Genomic DNA, 17,847 nt, shown 5'->3' with positions numbered 1-17,847 from the left:
GTGTCCCTGCTTTCCACTGTCGACACCGGGCTCATCGAGCATCTGCGATCCGCCGTCGACGAGGTCGGTGCCCGCGCGAGCGACCGTCTGGCAGCCGCGCATGATGCTTCCCACTACCTGCTGACTCCGCAGGCCGTGGTGAAGCCGAGGACCCGGGGCGAGATTGCGGCACTGTTCGCTGCATCACGAAAGTCCGGTGTGCCGCTGACTTTCCGATCCGGTGGGACCAGCCTGTCGGGGCAGTCCGTATCGGATGCGGTGCTCGTGGACACGAGAAGGCATTTCAGGGACATCGACGTGGTCGACGACGGTGCCCGGGTCCGTTGCGGGCCCGGGGCCGTGGTCAGGGCGGTGAATGCGCGACTGCTCAGACACGGACGGAAACTGGGCCCGGACCCGGCCAGTGAGGTTGCCTGCACCATCGGCGGGGTCGTGGCCAACAACTCTTCGGGAATGGCCTGTGGGATCGAAGTAAACACCTATCGGACTCTCGACTCGGCAGTCCTCGTCCTCCCCAGCGGAACCGTTCTCGACACCTCGGCGCCCGATGCCGATGAGCGCCTGCAGGCAGCGGAACCGGACCTCCACGCGGGACTGCGCGAGCTCAGAGAACAGATCCGTGCCGACGCCGAGGCGGTCGAGCGAATCATCCAGCTCCACGCCATCAAGAACACCATGGGCTACGGCCTCAACTCCTTCCTCGACCACGACGACCCGGTGCGCATCCTCGAGCACCTGGTCATCGGCAGCGAGGGGACTCTCGCCTTCGTCGCCGAGGCGACCTTCCGCACCGTGCCGCTGCTGGCCCACGCCTCGACGGGACTGCTCGTCTTCGACGATCTGCCCACGGCCACCTCGGTGCTCCCGGACATCATCGCCACCGGCGCCGCCACCGTCGAACTTCTCGACGCCACCAGCCTTCGGGTCGCCCAACGTGACGAGAAATGCCCGGAGGAGATCCGCAACCTCGATGTGGACTCGCACTGCGCACTGCTCGTCGAATTCCAGGAGGAGACGGAGGACGATCTGGAGACGGCGGTGACCCGGGCGCTTCCGGTCTTCAAGGAATTCCGATTGAGCCGGCCGGCTGAGCTGACGACTGATCCGCGAAGGAGAACGGCCCTGTGGCACACACGGAAGGGCCTGTTCACAGCGGTCGCGGGCAATCGTGCTTCGGGGACCGCCGCGCTGCTCGAGGACATCGCCGTCCCGGTCGACCGTCTCGGCGAGACCTGCACCGCCTTGAGCGAGCTGTTCGACGAATACGGCTACTCCGACGCCGTGATCTTCGGACATGCGAAGGACGGCAATATCCATTTCATGATCACCGAGGAATTCGGCAGCGGGACCGGGGGCGATGCGGACTTCGACCTCGGCAGATATGAGGCATTCACCGAGGCGATGGTCGACCTCGTGCTCTCCCGAGGAGGAACACTCAAGGCCGAACACGGCACGGGGAGGATCATGGCTCCATTCGTCCGGAGGCAGGTCGGTGACGAACTCTATTCCGTGATGAAGAGAGTCAAGGAACTCGTCGATCCGCAGTCCCTGCTCAATCCGGGTGTCCTGCTCAGCGACGATCCGAGAGCGCACCTGCGCGACCTCAAGACCACCCCGACGACGGAGGAGGAAGTCGACCGGTGCGTCGAATGCGGATACTGCGAACCGGTGTGCCCCAGTCGCGATCTCACCCTGACCCCGCGCGAACGCATCGTCCTGCGACGGGAGATGGCCCGCGCCGAGGCGGCGGGAGACGAGGAGCTGACCAGGACCCTCCGCGCTGAGTACGACTACGACGGGATCGACACATGCGCCGTCGACGGGATGTGCCAGACGGCATGCCCGGTCTTCATCAACACCGGCGACCTCGTGCGCAGGCTGCGCCGGGAGAACACGAACAGAGTCGAAGAGGCTGGTTGGAATGCTGCCGCCAAGAGCTGGGGTCTGGTCAGCTCCGCTGGAGCGGTGGCGCTGAGTTCGGCGAAGGCGATGCCCACAAAACTGTCCGCGGCAGCCACGGGCATCGGCCGCAGCCTTCTGGGTGAAGAGACCGTTCCGAGCTACACCGAGGATCTCCCGGCCGGGGGTGCCAAGCGAGTGGCGGTCTCGGCGCCGGATCCGGACGTCGTGTGGTTCTCCAGCTGCACGAACACGATGTTCGGGCCCGAAGAAGGCGGCAGCGGTGACGGCGTCGCCGGGGCCTTCCGGCGCCTGTGCGAACGAGCCGGAATCTCGCTGCGCACTCCACGGGGCATCCCGTCCCTGTGCTGCGGAACCCCGTGGAAGTCGAAGGGAATGGCCGAGGGGTCAGCCACGATGCAGAAGTACGTCCGCAGAGAGCTGTGGGAGGCCACCGACGGCGGCAGACTCGCCGTTGTCTGCGACGCCTCATCGTGCACAGAGGGACTGCGCGTTCTCCTCGGCGACGTGACCGGTGAGACTGAGGTGACCGGGGCGGCCGGTGAGACTGCAGCGTCCGACGCAAGCGAGGATTTCGAGATCATCGATGCCGTGGCCTTCGCCAAGCAGACGCTGCTCCCTGCGCTGCAGGATCGAGGCATGCTCCCGGCCGATGTCCGTCTGCCCTCGATCACCCTCCACCCGACATGTTCGTCGACCCAACTGGGCATCAATGAGGACCTGACCGCGCTCGCCGGATCCATCGCCGATGAGGTCAACGTGCCGGATTCGTGGGGCTGTTGCGCCTTCGCGGGGGACCGGGGCATGCTCCATCCCGAACTCACCGCCTCGGCGACGAAGGACGAGGCGGTCGAGGTCGAAACGATCGATGCTGCTCTTCACGCCTCGACGAACAGGACGTGTGAGATCGGGATGACGCGGACGACCGGGAAGCCGTATCGGCACATCCTCGAAGCACTCGATGACCTCGTCGGGCAGTCGAGGCAGTGACCCGCCGCGGACGCAGACTGTGTCGTCGAATGGGCTGTGGTCGTCACCGAGGCGGTTCAGATGCTGATCCGGATGCCGGCCACCTCGTCGAGGTGCTGCGGCTCTTCGTCGACGCCGGCGCACACGGCATCGAGGTGGCCGACACCATCGGCAATGCCAACCTCGTCCACCTCCTGCACTGCGAAGGCGTGGCCACCGGCGTCGATGTCGAAGCGCTCGCCGAGGTTCGCGAACCGCTCGTCGCGGCCGTCGGGCACGAGCTCACGTCGAGCCTGTCCCAGATCCCAGCGGTGCCGGCGGCCCACCAAGCGTGATCATGGCAGATCGTCCACCGTCGACGAGGCGGTGCTGCCGTTGGCCGGGATCCGCGTCATCGCGTTCTCCCATATGGCGATGGGACCGAGCTGCGGGATGATCTTCGCAGACCTCGACGCCGACGGTGATGACTTGGTGCTCGGAGGCTCGCCTACGTGACCGGCTCGCCAGGCCAACCGCTGCCCGCAGGAGCCAGCGTCGACTTCGCGCTTCGCCCGTTTCTCCCAGGTCAATCGTGTCTTCGACTCGATCAACCTGGCCCTTGCCCCTGTCCTCCCCGACCAGGCCCTGGTCGGGTGCCCGACCAGGGCCGGCCTCACGGTCGCACACACTTAGAGCTCGAGGCTCCGGTAGTACTCCGAGACGGTGTCGAGATGCTGACGCATCAGGGCCATCGCGGCCATGGAATTCCGCTGGGTGATGGCGTCGAAGAGCCCCGAGTGGTCATGGCTGACACTCGTGCCGATGTTGGTTGCGGCATTCGCTTCCCCGACAATGTTCTGGAGCGCATTGAACAGTGGAATGGTCACGACCTCTAGCAGCGGATTGTGCGCGGCCTCGACGATCTGCTGATGGAACGTCGAGTGGCTGGAGAACGACGACTCCTCGCTGTGCAGGCTCGGGTCCGAGCTGCGTAGCTTATCCAGGTCGTCATCGGAACGGCGGGAGGCGGCATAGCCTGCCGCTGGCACCTCGGTGATGTGACGGATCTCCATCAGGTTGTCGATGGAAATCGACTCCGTCGAAGCGAGCAGAGTGACGCCGAGTTCGAGCTGAGAGCCCAGATGTCCGACAGTGGGTGTGGTCACGAAGGTTCCGCCATTCACTCCGCGCACACTCTTGACCAGGTGCTCGCTCGCCAGAGTCCTCAAGGCCTCACGAATCGTCGACTGGCCCACGGCATGTGTCTCGCGGAGCTCGGCGTCAGAGGGGAGTCGGGATCCGGGACTGAACGTCCCGTCGAGGATCTGTCGTCGCAGCTTCCCGGCGACGACGGCGTAGGCTGTTCTCGGTTCCACCATCTCAATCCTCCCTTATCGTCAGCTGTTCGACCGTCGGCCGAACGCTTGTGTCCCTCACTGTGTCAGCTCCTCAGCTCAGGAGGCTGCGACCCATCACGAGTCGCTGCACCTGGTCGGTTCCTTCACAGATCCGTTCCACGGGATGGTCGACGACGTACTCTGCTCCGCCGAGCAGCCGCACGGCGTCGGTGGTGATCTCCATGGCGGCATCGGAGGCGAAGACCTTGGCCGCGAATATGAACTGGATTCCCTGGAACTCGACGATGCGCTGACCAAACTGTTTCCGCTCCTTCAGGTATCCGATCGCATAGTCCAAAGCGCCTTGGTCGACGCCGACGGCCCGTGAAGCAATCGTAATGCGAGTGTGGTCGAGAGCCCGCAAGGCCACCTTAAGGCCATCTCCCTCCTCGCCGACGATTCGGACGGCCGGACTGGGGCAATCGGTGAAGGTGAGTTCCATGGTCGGGCTGCCTTTGTCCCCGGGGTTGTTCACCGCCGGGATCAGCGAGGAGGAGACGCAGTCGCGGGCGATCTTATCGATGATGATCGCTGTAGCGAGTGCGACGGCCCCGCCATACTCCTCGGCCCCGCGAAGGGGCGGATCTCTTCGTGTTCATCGGTGAGACGGTAGGTGTCGAACATGATTGTCCTTCTCTGACTGGTGGGTGGGATGCTGACACTGACAGTGCCTCGAACCGTGGATTCGAGGCACTGTCGCTGTGGTTAAAAAGACGGAATTCAGGAAGTGAATCGCAGCAGCATCTCGGCGCGGCGGATGACGACCTCGTCGATGAGTTCACCGTCGAGGGCAAAGGCGCCTTCTGACCGTGACCTGGCTTCGGCAACGACCGTACGGGCCCAGCCGAGCTCGTCGGGAGTCGGCGCGAAGGCGGTGCGGACGGCCTGGACCTGCGTGGGATGGATCGCGAGCTTCCCGTCGAATCCGTAGATCGCGGCCACCGCCGCCTCCCGCGCCAAGCCGGGGGCGTCATCGAGGGCGATGTGGACGGAATCGATGACGGCGATGTCGGCGGCGCGCGCGGCGAAGAGCAGCTGGGCTCTGGCGAAGCCGAGGAGATCGTCGAATCGGGCGTGCGAATCGGGCCGTGACCGGCCCCGGAGGTCCAGCTGCAGGTCCGCCGAACCCAAGGCCAGCGCGGACACGTGAGGGTGTGCGGCGATATGCGCGGCCTCCATCACCCCTCGTGCGGTCTCGACGAGAGCGATCACCGTGAGACCGTCAAGAGAGTCGAACGGCTGATCCGATTCGGCCATAGGAAGCATGACCGTGCCGATGCCGAGCGCGCGCACGAGAGCGAGGTCGGCCTCGATGTGATCGGTGCCGAAGCCGTTGATCCGGACGCAGATCTGTCGTGGGTCGAGGAGCTCGGCCGCAGCCAGCGCCTCCCTTGCCCCGGCCTTGTCCTCGGCGCGGACCGCATCCTCGAGGTCGATGATCGCGAGGTCCGCGGCGGCGACGGCCTTGGCGAAGCGTTCGGGTTGGTCGCCCGGGACGAACAGCCAGGCCGGACCCTTCGCCCCCATCCGGTCGACAGGGGCGAAGGGTCCGGAGGACCGAAGGCCTTCCTCAGCCACTGAAGGCTCCGATGATCTCGACAGCAGGGCGCTCGACCGAGGACTCGGTGATCGTCGATCGGATCGACGCGGTCCTCTCCTCTCCGATCACGGGGAGGGTACAGTCTCCGAACTTGGCCGCCACCTCGGCGTTGGTCAGGGGCCGTGATTCGTGGCCTCTGTTGACCTGCTCAGCTTCGTGCAGCACGGTGCCGTTTCTGAGCGTGATCGACAGATCACTGGAGAAGGCCTTCGGGTAGAGGCTGGCCTCATCGTGTTCGACGGTGACCAGAGTAGCCGTGGCGAGCACCGCCTCCTCGCCGCGGGCCGCTTCATCGAGCTCGGTGAAGGTGATCTTCCCATGCCTGAGGGCTGCCGCCGTGATGAAGGGCAGACTGAACTTCGCGTCGTATTCGCTGCGCGGCCGCAGCTTGTCCTCGACCGGTTCGCACACGACTTTCGCGGGCACATCGTGGATCTTCGCCGTGATCGATTCGATCTCGTCGTAGTCGAAGCCCGGATCCTCGCGCAGGCGCGTTGCGATGTCGATGAAGGAGTGGGTGAAATGGCAGGTGGGGAACGGTTTGACCGCAACGTTGGCGACCTCCCACACCTCGCCGAGGCTCGCGAAAAGCTCCGCGCCCGGTGCCGAAGCGTCCTGGATGTGGGTGCGATAGAGACCGAATCGACCCTCGTAGATCTCGGTCGGTCCGTCGAACCTTGCGGCGGCGAGGGAGACGGCGTGCAGTCCCGCGTTGGCAGCCCACCCGGGATGAAGGCGCTTCGTCGGTGCGCCTTCATCGAGGAACTGCAGAACACCGGAGGAGAAGGAGCCCGCGATGCCCTGGGCGGCGACGAGCTGGTCGGTTGTGAGTCCATGGACTCGGCCCGCGCCGATCGCAGATCCGAACGATCCGAGAACTCCCGTGGGGTGGAACCCCTTGTCGTGGAAACGGCCGTCGGCGGCCATGCCCAGCCGGGCGTTAACCTCGATCGCGAGGATGTAGCCGAGCAGGAGGTCGCCGAAGCTCACGGACTCGTCGCCGGCGGCGGCGCTGATGACCGCTGCAAGAGACGAGGCGCTGACGTGGGAGACGGCGGCGATGTGCGTGTCGTCGAAGTCGTGCCCGTGGATCATCAGGCCGTTTGCGATGGCAGCTCCCGACTTCGACAGCGTCGAGGTGCGTCCGATCACGGGCACATCGCCGGAATCGAGCGAGTTCAGGCCCTTGAGGGCCACCTCGGCGAAGTCGGTGGTGCTGGCGGCGATGCCGACGCCGATCGAGTCGAGCAGGAGATGCCGGGCGCGGGTCTGGACCTCCTGTGGGATGTCGGCCAAGGTGATGCCGGCGACGGCGGAGGCGATGGTCTGGGAAATGCTGGTCATGAGGTCTCCTGAGTTCAGATCTTGGTGCGGCCGGCGAAGACCGACTTCGCGATCACCGTGTTGAGGATGTCGTTCGTGCCCTCGCCGATGCTCATCAGAGGCGCATCGCGATAGAGCCGTTCGATCTCGTATTCCTTCGAATAGCCGTATCCGCCGTGGATCGACATCGCCTCGATCGCGGACTCGAGAGCGACCTCCGAGCAGAATACCTTCGCCATTCCCGTCTCCCCGTCGGCACGGCCCTGGAGCAGGGACTGGGCCGACCAGTACATGAGCTGACGAGAAGCCTGGACACGCGTGGCCATCCTGCCGACGCGGAGCTGGATGGCCTGGAACTCGGAGATCGGCTGGCCGAAGGACTCGCGGTCCTGGGCGTAGGCGACCGATTCCTCGAGGGCACGCTGCGCAATGCCGACGGAGCGACCGGCGATATTCACCCGTCCCCACTGCAGGGCCGAGAGCACCTGCTGCATGCCGCGCCCTTCGACCCCGCCGAGCAGTGCGGATTCGTCGACCTCGCAGTTGTCGAAGACGATCTCACAGCTTTCGGGGCCCTTGTAGCCGAGCTTCGGGATGTCCTTGGTCACCGCGAATCCCGGTGTGCCGGCCTCGACGAGCAGGATGCTCATGCCGCGATGGGCCGGCGTGGTCGTCGAATCGGTCTTGACGAGCACCGGAAGCGGGTCCGCGTACCTGGCATTCGTGATCCACATCTTCGACCCGTTGATGACGTAGGTGCCATCGACTTTCTTCGCGGTGGTCTTGATGCCCTGCAGGTCGGTTCCGGCATCGGACTCGGTCAGCGCGAGCGCCGTGCGTCGCTCACCTGCGGCGAGGGCACGCAGGTACTTTGCCTTCTGCTCGTCGGTGCCGTGCTCGGCGATCATCTTCGACGCCATGGTGTGGCTGCCGAGGATGCCGGCGATTCCCATCCAGCCGCGGGCCAGCTCTTCGAAGACGATGCCGAAGGACACCGGGTCGATGCCCAGACCGTCGTGCTCCTCGGGAATGGTCAGTCCGAAGAGGCCCATCTCCTTGAGTTGCTCGACGATGGCGGTGGGGTAGTCGCCCTCGGCTTCCATTTCCCGGGCGACCGGAATGATCTCCTTGTCGACAAAATTCCGCAGCGATGTCTTGAAATCGCTCTGCTCTTCGCTGAGTTCGAACATGGTCTCAGGCTCCTTTGCGCGTGATTGTGTCGTCGAGCTCGGCGAGGAGCTCGGATCGGTGTTCGTCGATTCGGGGGGCGGCGCGGTTGTCGGTGAGTCGGGGGCCCACCCGCGGCGCCGTCGCGACGTTTTTCACGGTTCCCCAGCGGCTGTGCTCGGTGTCGAAGACGAGGCCGCGTTCTGCGACGAGCGGATCCTGCAGCGCCTCGGCGACGCTCTTGACCTTCGCCACGGGCACTCCCGCCGCTTCGAGCAGGTCGACCCATTCGTCGGCGGTGCGGCGGTGGAAAGCCTCGTCGAGGATGGCCAGCAGTTCGTCCTTGTGCTCGATGCGGCGATCGAAGCTCGAGAACTTCTCCGCGTTCAGCCGAACGTCGCCGATCACTTCCGTCAGCCGGATATAGAACTTCTCCTTGGCGCAGCCGACGGTGAGCCAGCCGTCGCTGGCTTCGAAGGCCTGGAACGGGACGAGCGAGGGATGCGAGGACTTCGTCGTCCGCTGGGGTTCGAAGCCTTCATTGAGATGCCAGTTGCCCACATAGGTGAGCATCGATACGGCGGTGTCGAAGAGGCTGAGATCGCAGTCGGAGCCCGTGCCGTCGCGACGCGCGGCGTGGACCGCGGCGAGCATCGAGATGGCCGCGACGAGGCCGCCGCTGAAGTCGACGAGTGAGAGTCCGGACTTCGTCGGGGGACCATCGGGTTCTCCCGTGATGTCCATCCACCCGGCCGCGGATTGGAGCATGTAGTCGTAGCCCGGTCGTTTCGCAGCAGTTCCCTCCCCGCCGTACCCGGAGAGGTTGCAGCACACGATCTGCTCGTTGAGATGGCGCAGCGTTTCGAAGGTGAGGCCGAGCTTGGCGGGCACATCGCCGCGCAGGTTCGAATACACGACATCGGCACCGGCGACGAGGCGGTCGAAGATCTCGCGATCGGACGGATCGTTGAGGCTCAGCGCGATGCTGCGTTTGTTGCGATTGAAGGACTCGTAGAACAGGGAGTCGGTGTCTTCGCGGTAGGGCGGGACGTAGCGGCCGATGTCGCCGCCGGTGTTCGGATCCTCGATCTTGATGACGTCTGCGCCGAGGTCGGCGAGCTGCATCGATCCCCAGGGTCCGGCGCCGTACTGTTCGACGGCGATGATGCGGATGTCCTCAAGGGGCTTCATCCTGTCTCCTTCTGCGGTGTTGCCTCGGTGGGCATGTAAGAGGGTGCGGGGCGGTGTGGTGCCTGATCAGCTGTAGTCGGTGACGCTGTCCGTCGACTCGGGGAAGTATCCCTGCCCGATTCCGCTGTCCCGGGTGGCGACCATGACTGATCGCTTCCAGGTGACCACTGTCGTTCCGTCCTGATTCAGACCCCGCGTCGTCATCGAGATGATCCCGGCGTATTCGCGTGATTGCGATCGGCGGGTCTCGGTGCACACACTTTCTGCATAGATCGTGTCCCCGATGTAGACCGGGTGGCGGAACATGATGTCGGTGAATGCGAGGTTCGAGATCGCGTTCTGACTCATGTCGTACACCGTCAGCCCGAGGACGAGGGCCACTGTGAGTCCCGAGTTGACGATGACTTTGCCGTCGGTGATCGGGTTTTGGGCGGCGAAGTGATCGTTGAAGTGGTTCTGGTTCGTATTCATCGTCAGGTTCGTCAGCCAGACGTTGTCCGCCTCGGTGATGGTGCGGCCGAAGGGATGCTGGTACACGTCGCCGACGGTGTAGTCCTCGAAGTATCGGCCGACGGTGGCGTCGTGGGTGGTCATGTCTTTCTCTTTTCTTTGCGGTGGTGTGAGGGGTGGTGTGAGGCCGCGGTGCTCAGGAAATGTCCTCTAGGCTGCGACCGCGTGTTTCGACAGGGATGGCGAAGACGACGACGATCATGCAGACGGCCATGGCGCAGACGAAACCGATGGGTCCGAAGATCCCGAAGGACACGAACAGTCCCGACATCACGAACGGGACGACGATCGAGGCGCCGCGGGCGAACGTGTAGGAGATGCCTGTGCCGCGCAGGCGGTATCGGGTCGGGTAGAGCTCGGGCATGTAGGAGTAGAGCACGAAGGTCACGAGGGTGTAGATCGCGGTGACCAGGGCAATGCCGATGATGACGATCATGACGATCGACTGGGCAGCCGCGTAGGCCAGGCCCAGCGGAATGACGATGATCGAGAAGGTGACGACGGCGGTGCGGCGATTGAGCCGATTGATGAGCAGGAGGCAGACGAGGCCGCCTCCGGGCGCGCCGAGGGCCATGGCCGTCGTGTAGGCGAGGGAGGAGGACACGTCGATGCCCTGTTCGACGAAGAAGGTCGGCATCCAGGAGATGAATCCGTAGACGAACATGTTCACGCCGACGGTCACGACTGTGCCGAGGACCACGAGCTGCCAGAAGGGGCGCTTGACGGTGTCCTTGGATTCTGCCGCCTCGACGGCAGGGGCCGGCGGATGGGTCTCCAGCGTGGTCGCCGAATGCTTCTCGAACCGCTCGACGATCGCCTGGGCCTCGGGCAGACGGCCTCTCACGACCAGCCACCGAGGCGACTCCGGGCATCGGGTCCTGGCGATCCAGACGATTACGGCGAGGACAGCGCCGATGACGAACATCCAGCGCCAACCGAAGTTCGATATGACCAGCGCCCCGATCGCCGAGGCGAAGAGCAGACCCGAGTTGACGAGAATTCCGAGGAAGGCCGTCCACCGGCCTCGGCTGCGCGGAGGAACGAATTCGCCGAGGATGGCCGCGGCGAGGACGAGCTCGGCCCCGAGTCCGATGCCCATGATGAAGCGGGTGCCGACGAGGAATTCGAAGGTCGGTGCCAGTGCCGCGCCGAACCCGGCGACGGCGAAGACGAGCAGATTGATCTGGTAGCTCATGCGGCGACCGAACTTGTCCCCGACGAAACCGGCGGTCGCGGCTCCGAGGAGCATACCGAAGAACGTCATGGACATGAAGACCGCGACTTCGTTGACGCCGGCGAATCCTGTCGAGACGAGCGCGGCCGAGACGCCGGCGGCGATATAGACATCGTAGGCGTCGATCATCGCTCCGGCGCCGATGTAGGCGAAGAGCTTCTTGTGCTCCTTGTTCGTTGTGAGCGCGTCCATGCGCGCTCCGATCTTCAACTCTTCAGTGCTGGTGTCCACGGACATCGTTGTCGTGCCTTTCTGCAGGGTATGTGGAAACGGTTCTCTGGACGATGCGCTCAGCGAGACGCGTCTGTGTTCAGGGAGTTCGCCACGGCGACTGCGCAGTCCAGGAGCGCCCGGTCGTCGAAGGGCCTGCCGATGATCTGCAGTCCCGGTGAAATTCCGGACGAGACGGGTGCCAGCGGGATCGTGATGGCTGGCAGCCCGAGGTAGTTGATGGTGCGGGTGAAGAGGCTGGCTCGCATGTATTCTCTGCGCAGGCGTGCATCGGCACCTGTGGGCCCCGATGGAGCGGTCGGCGCCGGAATCGGACTCGTCGGAGTGAGCAGGAAGCGGGCCGAGCCCAGCGTCGCGGCAAGGTACTGTTCGCGCAGACGGTCGCGGTCGACGATGGCGTCGGCATACTCGATCGCTGAGATCGTGGTCCCGCGGATCACTCGCGAGAGCACCTGGTCACCCAGCAGGTCCCAGTCCCAGTCGAGGACCCTGCCCACATTGCGTGCCGCTTCGACGCTGACGACCACGACGGAGCGTCGATTGAGCTCGGTGTCATCGCAGTCGACGCCGCGCTCACCTGATGCGATGGTATCGATGCCGATCCCGGCGAGTGCTGCGGTGTACGCTGCCGCGATGTCCGGGTCGCAGGTGCGCTCCGCCGCGGCGAGCGACAGATGTGTGAACGTCTCCGGGCCGGTGGTGTCGATACAGTCGTCGGAGCTGTCGAGGCGGGAACGATCCGCGGGCGTGACGACGGCATCGTCGGCGAAGAGCACGTCGGCGACGCGACGGATCGTTGCCGCATCGTGGGCCACTACTCCGATGGTGTCGAGTGTCTCTGACAGGGGAATGAGTCCGGCGGATGAGAAGAGGCCGTTGCTGGGTTTGTACCCGGCCAGGCCGCAGAAGGAGGCCGGCAGTCGCACGGAGCCTCCGGTGTCGGTGCCGAGAGAGACCTCGCAGGCCCCGGACGCGACGGCGACTGCCGAACCGCTCGAGGAGCCTCCGGACAGGTACGCGTCATTGCGCGGGTTCACTCCGTCTCCGAGCCAATGGTTGTGCCCGGTCGGACTCATGGCGAATTCAGCCATGTGGTTGGCACCGATGAAACGGCCGTCGGCGGATTCGATCGCGGTCAGCAGCGGCGATGTCACCGAGGCGCGGCGGTCGCTCAGCGATGGATTGCCGGCGGTGAGCGGAAATCCGGTGAGGCCGATATTGTCCTTGTGCGTGAAGCGCAGACCCGTGAGCTCTTCGGAACCCGCCGGGGCCCCGGTGACATGGTCACTGCGATAGGTGCGCAGGACTCCCGTTCGGCAGGCTTCGGCGGTGCGCTCGGTCCATCGAGGTTGAGTATCGTCATCGCTGTCCGTTGAGTGGAGCCAGTCGAGCGGACGGGGAGGCGTGAACGCTGTGTCGTGCGCAGGAACATCGGCGACGGCGAGAGCCTCGGCGCGAGCGTTTCCTCTCGTGTCGAACAGCTCAGCGACCGATCTGCCGATGCGCAGCGAAGGAGTGTCGATGTCCTGCGGTGGGTCAACCGTGGTGCTCATATGGTCCTGTTCCTGTCTCAGATCAGCGGACGCGCGCAGCTCTGCGCGGGCCGGTCCCCGGGTCGAACTCGACGTCGAGTTCAGTGCTCCGTGACAGAATCGAGCTTAAACCTATGAGGTATTGACGTCAATAGTGGATATGAGAGGAGATGAGCGCGAGCAGGACCCTTATTGCTCAGATCAATAAGAGTGCGTCGGTGATGTGTGGTGTGGGACCGGGGCGTGTAGCAGCCACCGCGATTACGCAATGAGATCGCATCGACCGCCAGGTCGGATTGCTGTCGATGAACCCCGATGACTCATCACCTGACTGCCGGGGCCCCTCCTCGTAGAGTGCGTCGCAGATCGCGACTGCAACCGAGAGGATCACCATGGAATCACGTATCGTCGGCAATCCGAACCCGTGATCGCGGGCGCACGGTAGCCGAGGACCTGGCTGCGCGCGACGCCGAACTCACCGGGGTGAAGGTCGATCAGACCATCGAACTCGCCGAGGTCACCGACGAGATCTTCGAGTGGAGCTCCGAACGCTTCGACGCGCTGACGATCCCGCTGCAGACGGCCACCTATGCGATCATCGCGACGCCGAGGTACAAGGCCAGCTACACCGGCCTGCGCAAGGCCTTCCTCGACCGCTATGACGCGAAGGGGTTGCATGGTCTCATCGCGGTTCCGGTGTTCACTATCGGCTCGCCCGCGCACGCCCTCGCCGTGGAAGTCACGCTGCGGCCATCGCTCGTCGAACTGGGTGTCGGCGTGCCGACCACGGTCTTCGCGTTCCCGACGGCGCAGTTCGACGAGCGTGCCGGAATCCTCGACGAGTGGATCGAGACCCAGGAATCGAGCCTGGCGCGGAGGGGCTTGAGTCGATTCGGCAGGACGATCTGCACTGCGGCAGGGCGGGCAAGAAGATGCCCTCGCCCCCGTCCTCGAGGATAGGTGTGGGGCCGAGGAGTACGGGGCAGGCCTGCGCTGCCGACGAACAACAACTACAAGGTCTTTGCCAACGGGGGCAAGGAGGTCGGCTACAGGTTCAACGCCACGGCCCGTCTGCGGCGAATGCCGAACAGTGTGACGGTCGCCCGGCCTCGATTCAAGACGGTTTCAACCTCCAGGGGATAAGAATAGGTCGAAGTGGTCGACCCTGGTCAGGGAGATCCTGCAGGCCGCGGAGGCCGGTCTGCTCGATTTGCGTCCACAGTTTCAGGCCGTGCAGATCATCGACGATTCGCAGGGTCGCGCCGACCTCGACAGGGAGAGCAACCTCCATCGACCGGCCGCGAAGCTCGCGTGCGTGGCCGGCAACTCGATCGAGACGCCGAGTTTGCTGCTCTTGTCCGGGACGCCGAGTTATCCCGACGGCCTGACCAATTCCTCGAGCAGGTGGGGCGCAATTACATGCGCGACCTCCATATGCCGGAGCCGGCAGTTTCTGCGGCGAGCATGTCGATCCGGCGGACTGCGAAGCTCTCGCTGCGGTCTGAACTTGTTTCCACTGAGACGGTGTCAGACCGCAGCGCTGTCGGTGGCAGCGTCGGGCGCTGACCGTGAGTTCTTGCGGTTGCTCATGATTCCGAAGACCACCGATCCGATGATCAGTGCCCAGAGCACCCAGTCAATCGGGCTACGGGTAAAGAAGACGAACAGATCTCCGCCGGATGCCTGCATGCTGTCGAGGAAATTCGACTCCAGATCCCGTCCCAGGATGAATCCGATGAGGAAGGTGGTGATCTGGATGCCGATCTTCATGAACACGAAGCCGAGCACGCCGAAGATCAGTGCGGTCCAGACATCGAACATCACACCGTTGTTGATGGCGAAGGAGCCGACCACGCACATCACCAGGATGATCGGGAACAGAACGTGCTTGGGGATTTCGATGATCCTGGCGAAGTAGCGGATCGAGGTGAACATCATGAGGAACATGACGATGTTCGCGAAGAGCAGGGCGATGATCATGCCATTCCACAGATCCGGGTTGTCGCCGATGAACAGCGGCCCCACCTGGATTCCCTGTAGAACGAAAGCGCCGAGGAGCACGGCTGTCGTGCTGTCACCAGGAATGCCCAGGGACAGAAGAGGGACCATCGCACCACCGGTGAGGCCGTTGTTCGAGGCCTCACTGGCAATGATGCCCTCACGGGAGCCTTCGCCGAGCTTCTGCGGCTGCTTAGAGAAGTTCTTCGCCTGCGAGTACGACATGAGGGAGGCGGCACTGCCGCCGACACCTGGCAGGATCCCGAGGATAGTTCCGATGAACGACGAGCGGATCGTGTTGACGGTCTGACCGTTGAATGCCTTGAGGCTGAACCTCGCCTCGGGATCGGTTTTGGCCTTCTTGAGCGTGACCTTCTTCGATTTATCGGTTTTGAGACCCTGCTCGGAATTGCGGAGAATCTCGGAGATTCCGAACAGCCCGATGAGCACCGGCAGCAGTGAGAACCCGTCCCACAGGTAGTCCTCAAGGAATGAGGGAACCATGCGCAATTCGTTGTTGGTGGGGAAGACTCCGATAAGGCTGACGAAGACACCGAGCATGCCGCTGAAGATGCCCGAGAGCATGCTCTTCTCCGAGATCGAGGCGATGATCGTCAGCGCGAACAGGATGATGAGGAACTTCTCCACCGGAGTGAAGTTGATCGCCACAGTGCCGAGCACAGGAGCGAAGAAATACAGGACCACGAGGCTGATGATGCCGCCGATGACAGAGGCGACGATCCCGATCTTCAGGGCCTTCTCTGCGAAGCCCTTCTGCGCCATCGGATACGCATCGAAGGTCGTGGCCACCGACGATGGTGTGCCGGGGATCTTCAGCAATGCGGCAGGGATCATGCCGCCGCTGATGCCGCCGACATAGAGGCCGATGAGAAGCGCCAGACCTTCCCCGAGGTCCATGCCGAAGGTCAGCGGCAGGAACACTGCCAGCGCCATAGTTGCGGTGAGGCCGGGGATCGAGCCGAAGATGATGCCGACGAAGACACCGAAGACGACGAGCACGAACGCCATGGGAGTGAACATCTCGAAGAGTTCCATGAGTGCTCCTTAGGGGAGAGTGATGTCGAACATCTGGCCGAACACCAACCAGAGAACGAGCGGGGTCAGAATGGCATTGGCAGCTGGTCCGATCAGCGCGCGCGGGGTGAAACTCGGCTTGAATACCAGCGATATGCCGAAGATGAACAGAATGCTGGAAATGAGGAATCCCAGTGGGGCAAGGAGCAGGATGTAGGCCACCGTGCATCCCAGAGCGCCGAACAGCTTCTTCCAATCGAAGTCGACATCGAAGAATCTGAAGCGGGACTTCTCCGCGTCCGGGCCGCTCCAGCCGCTCGAGTCGCTCGAGTCAGTGGGCTTGACGGCAAGCTGGGTGATCAGCTTCTTGACCACCATGGCGAGCAGAAGAACGATGAGGAGAGTCCCGATCGCGTACGGGAAGACGAGGTGATAGTTGTTGAAGTCGATGTCGAATGTATGAAAGTTACTCATGTACATGATCCCTTGAGGGCAGCTGTTTATATGGACGCAAACGTGCGGCCTCGGAACAGCGGCCGCACGAGACGGGCGTCAAGATGCCAGGTCATTGAATTCCGGGGCCCTATCGATGACGGTTTCGAGTCGTTCACGCTTGTCTTCGATGTACTGGGTGCTTTCGTCGAGCGGGACGTAGTCCGTCTTGAAGTTGTTCTTCGACAACTCGTCGGCATAGTCATCGGTTTCGATCGCCTCAGCAACGGCGTCATCGAGGGCGGTGGAGAACGAGTCCTCGATGTCCTCGGGCATGAGAACGAAGAATTCCTTGTCGAAGGTGAAGGGTTCGCCGTCGACCTCGATTCCCTGCTCTTCGAAGGTCGGGATATCGAAGCCTTCGACGCGTTCGCTTGCGGTGATCGCGAGGAATTTCTCCTTGACCTTGTCCTCGACGTCGTCCTTGGTGTACTGCTCGTTGCCGCCGATCGAGCCGTAGATGATGTCGACGTTGCCGGACCACAGCGCCTGGTTCTTCTCTTCGTCTGACCCTGTCGCGAAGACCTTGATGCGCTTGGCGACATCGTCTCCGTAGGTATCGGCGACCCAGATGTAGAAGGCGTCGAGTGACAGTTCTGACGTGCCTCCGGCCTCGACCGCGAATGTCAGCGTCTCGGACTTGTTGTCCTTGAGCCACTCGGCAGCCTCGACCATATCGTTGTATGGGGCATCGTGCTTAGTCAGGAATGCTGCGCCTGGGTTGAGTGACACGACTGGGCCGACGGTCCAGTTGTCAAGACCGAACTTCTTCGGTTGGCTTCCGTACTTCACCGAAAGATAGGACATGTCGTGGAAGAACATGATGGTGCTGCCATCGGGCTTTGCCTTGTTGAGCGCTTGGAACGCCTTGTTCGCACCGATGGCGTCTGCCTTCATATTCACATCGAGGGATTTGCCGACGTTTTCGGTGAATGCGTGGGCGTTCTGGTAAGTGTCAGCGGTGGTGGAACTCGAACCGAGTACCACTCTGACCCGGTTGACATCGACGCCGCCTTCGTCGCCGTTGTCGCCGCTCGAGCAGCCGGCCATCGTCAGGGCCAGGATCGGAGCGGTGATGAGTGCTGCCAGCTTCTTCTTCATGTCACATCCTCAGTTGGTTGTTAACCGTGTCCCCTGCTGGGGATGTCTTGGAAGGTCGTGCTCCTTTGACGACTCCTCCTGCGATCTGCGGGTCCCCCGGCTGCCTGTTCCCGCTCTCCGACTCATCTTTGCGAGGGTGAAGCGAGTCATGGCTGCGGAGTTGTGCCA

The 17,847-nt window shown here is 63.5% G+C and carries 15 protein-coding genes and 1 pseudogene; 3 read left to right on the top strand and 13 right to left on the bottom strand.

The genetic code is table 11. From position 1 onward, the window contains the following. Together BKA07_RS02075 and BKA07_RS02070 are read left to right on the top strand one after the other, a co-directional pair. The gene (locus tag BKA07_RS02075) at positions 1-2,910 is read left to right on the top strand and encodes an FAD-linked oxidase C-terminal domain-containing protein (RefSeq protein WP_167949435.1); all 2,910 of its coding nucleotides are present in this window, start codon (positions 1-3) and stop codon (positions 2,908-2,910) included. 29 nt (positions 2,911-2,939) lie between these two features. Next, the gene (locus tag BKA07_RS02070; RefSeq protein ID WP_209043836.1) at positions 2,940-3,224 is read left to right on the top strand and encodes a hypothetical protein; all 285 of its coding nucleotides are present in this window, start codon (positions 2,940-2,942) and stop codon (positions 3,222-3,224) included. Here BKA07_RS02070 and BKA07_RS02065 read toward each other — a convergent pair whose 3' ends face one another. The 10 genes and pseudogenes from BKA07_RS02065 to BKA07_RS02020 all read right to left on the bottom strand — a co-directional run bounded on the left by BKA07_RS02065 (position 3,225) and on the right by BKA07_RS02020 (position 13,074). Then, on the bottom strand, positions 3,225-3,479 hold the full coding sequence (locus BKA07_RS02065) for a hypothetical protein (protein ID WP_167949434.1): 255 nt from the start codon (positions 3,477-3,479) through the stop codon (positions 3,225-3,227). Positions 3,480-3,557: 78 nt separating this feature from the next. Next, the gene (locus BKA07_RS02060; protein ID WP_167949433.1) at positions 3,558-4,247 is read right to left on the bottom strand and encodes a FadR/GntR family transcriptional regulator; all 690 of its coding nucleotides are present in this window, start codon (positions 4,245-4,247) and stop codon (positions 3,558-3,560) included. A 70-nt stretch (positions 4,248-4,317) separates the two neighbouring features. Further along, positions 4,318-4,728: pseudogene (locus BKA07_RS02055) on the bottom strand (acyl-CoA dehydrogenase family protein); the annotation flags it as partial. Positions 4,729-4,985: 257 nt separating this feature from the next. After that, a complete protein-coding gene (locus tag BKA07_RS02050) occupies positions 4,986-5,843 on the bottom strand; it encodes an aldolase/citrate lyase family protein (protein WP_167949431.1) in 858 nt (285 codons plus the stop codon). Further along, the gene (locus tag BKA07_RS02045; protein WP_167949430.1) at positions 5,836-7,209 is read right to left on the bottom strand and encodes an MmgE/PrpD family protein; all 1,374 of its coding nucleotides are present in this window, start codon (positions 7,207-7,209) and stop codon (positions 5,836-5,838) included. Before BKA07_RS02045 ends, BKA07_RS02050 begins: the two co-directional genes overlap by 8 nt. A 14-nt stretch (positions 7,210-7,223) precedes the next feature. Next, the gene (locus BKA07_RS02040; RefSeq protein WP_167949429.1) at positions 7,224-8,378 is read right to left on the bottom strand and encodes an acyl-CoA dehydrogenase family protein; all 1,155 of its coding nucleotides are present in this window, start codon (positions 8,376-8,378) and stop codon (positions 7,224-7,226) included. A 4-nt stretch (positions 8,379-8,382) separates the two neighbouring features. After that, positions 8,383-9,546 (bottom strand): CaiB/BaiF CoA transferase family protein, encoded by a 1,164-nt coding sequence (locus tag BKA07_RS02035; RefSeq protein ID WP_167949428.1) that lies wholly within the window; start codon positions 9,544-9,546, stop codon positions 8,383-8,385. Between the two features lie 66 nt (positions 9,547-9,612). Then, the gene (locus BKA07_RS02030; protein WP_167949427.1) at positions 9,613-10,140 is read right to left on the bottom strand and encodes a MaoC family dehydratase; all 528 of its coding nucleotides are present in this window, start codon (positions 10,138-10,140) and stop codon (positions 9,613-9,615) included. 52 nt (positions 10,141-10,192) lie between these two features. Further along, positions 10,193-11,521: an MFS transporter gene (locus BKA07_RS02025; protein ID WP_209043835.1), complete on the bottom strand. Its 1,329-nt coding sequence runs from the start codon at positions 11,519-11,521 to the stop codon at positions 10,193-10,195. Positions 11,522-11,580: 59 nt separating this feature from the next. Next, positions 11,581-13,074 (bottom strand): amidase family protein, encoded by a 1,494-nt coding sequence (locus BKA07_RS02020; protein WP_167949425.1) that lies wholly within the window; start codon positions 13,072-13,074, stop codon positions 11,581-11,583. A 462-nt stretch (positions 13,075-13,536) separates the two neighbouring features. Here BKA07_RS02020 and BKA07_RS02015 point away from each other — a divergent pair, with 462 nt between their 5' ends. After that, positions 13,537-14,013, top strand: coding sequence for an NAD(P)H-dependent oxidoreductase (locus BKA07_RS02015; RefSeq protein WP_342448965.1), 477 nt, complete (start codon positions 13,537-13,539; stop codon positions 14,011-14,013). Positions 14,014-14,580: 567 nt separating this feature from the next. Here the strand turns inward: BKA07_RS02015 and BKA07_RS02010 are convergent. The 3 genes from BKA07_RS02010 to BKA07_RS02000 form a co-directional block, all read right to left on the bottom strand. After that, positions 14,581-16,107: a tripartite tricarboxylate transporter permease gene (locus BKA07_RS02010; protein ID WP_167949423.1), complete on the bottom strand. Its 1,527-nt coding sequence runs from the start codon at positions 16,105-16,107 to the stop codon at positions 14,581-14,583. A gap of 9 nt (positions 16,108-16,116) precedes the next feature. Next, on the bottom strand, positions 16,117-16,560 hold the full coding sequence (locus tag BKA07_RS02005) for a tripartite tricarboxylate transporter TctB family protein (protein WP_167949422.1): 444 nt from the start codon (positions 16,558-16,560) through the stop codon (positions 16,117-16,119). 78 nt (positions 16,561-16,638) lie between these two features. Continuing rightward, complete coding sequence (locus BKA07_RS02000; RefSeq protein ID WP_167949421.1) at positions 16,639-17,679, bottom strand: tripartite tricarboxylate transporter substrate-binding protein; 1,041 nt, start codon at positions 17,677-17,679, stop codon at positions 16,639-16,641. Positions 17,680-17,847 lie beyond the last annotated feature (168 nt).

Origin of the sequence: Brevibacterium marinum, from assembly GCF_011927955.1 — a bacterium.
Taxonomy (GTDB): Bacteria; Actinomycetota; Actinomycetes; order Actinomycetales; family Brevibacteriaceae; genus Brevibacterium; species Brevibacterium marinum.
Note: the sequence above shows the minus strand (reverse complement) of the source record. Positions and strands in the feature narration are given on the sequence as shown.

Excerpts from the sequence above, each read along its gene's own strand:
- BKA07_RS02070 (WP_209043836.1), top strand. The coding sequence starts at position 2,940 with ATGGGCTGTGGTCGTCACCGAGGCGGTTCAGATGCTGATCCGGATGCC.
- BKA07_RS02060 (WP_167949433.1), bottom strand. The coding sequence starts at position 4,247 with ATGGTGGAACCGAGAACAGCCTACGCCGTCGTCGCCGGGAAGCTGCGA.
- BKA07_RS02045 (WP_167949430.1), bottom strand. The coding sequence starts at position 7,209 with ATGACCAGCATTTCCCAGACCATCGCCTCCGCCGTCGCCGGCATCACC.
- BKA07_RS02040 (WP_167949429.1), bottom strand. The coding sequence starts at position 8,378 with ATGTTCGAACTCAGCGAAGAGCAGAGCGATTTCAAGACATCGCTGCGG.
- BKA07_RS02035 (WP_167949428.1), bottom strand. The coding sequence starts at position 9,546 with ATGAAGCCCCTTGAGGACATCCGCATCATCGCCGTCGAACAGTACGGC.
- BKA07_RS02030 (WP_167949427.1), bottom strand. The coding sequence starts at position 10,140 with ATGACCACCCACGACGCCACCGTCGGCCGATACTTCGAGGACTACACC.
- BKA07_RS02020 (WP_167949425.1), bottom strand. The coding sequence starts at position 13,074 with ATGAGCACCACGGTTGACCCACCGCAGGACATCGACACTCCTTCGCTG.
- BKA07_RS02010 (WP_167949423.1), bottom strand. The coding sequence starts at position 16,107 with ATGGAACTCTTCGAGATGTTCACTCCCATGGCGTTCGTGCTCGTCGTC.
- BKA07_RS02005 (WP_167949422.1), bottom strand. The coding sequence starts at position 16,560 with ATGAGTAACTTTCATACATTCGACATCGACTTCAACAACTATCACCTC.
- BKA07_RS02000 (WP_167949421.1), bottom strand. The coding sequence starts at position 17,679 with ATGAAGAAGAAGCTGGCAGCACTCATCACCGCTCCGATCCTGGCCCTG.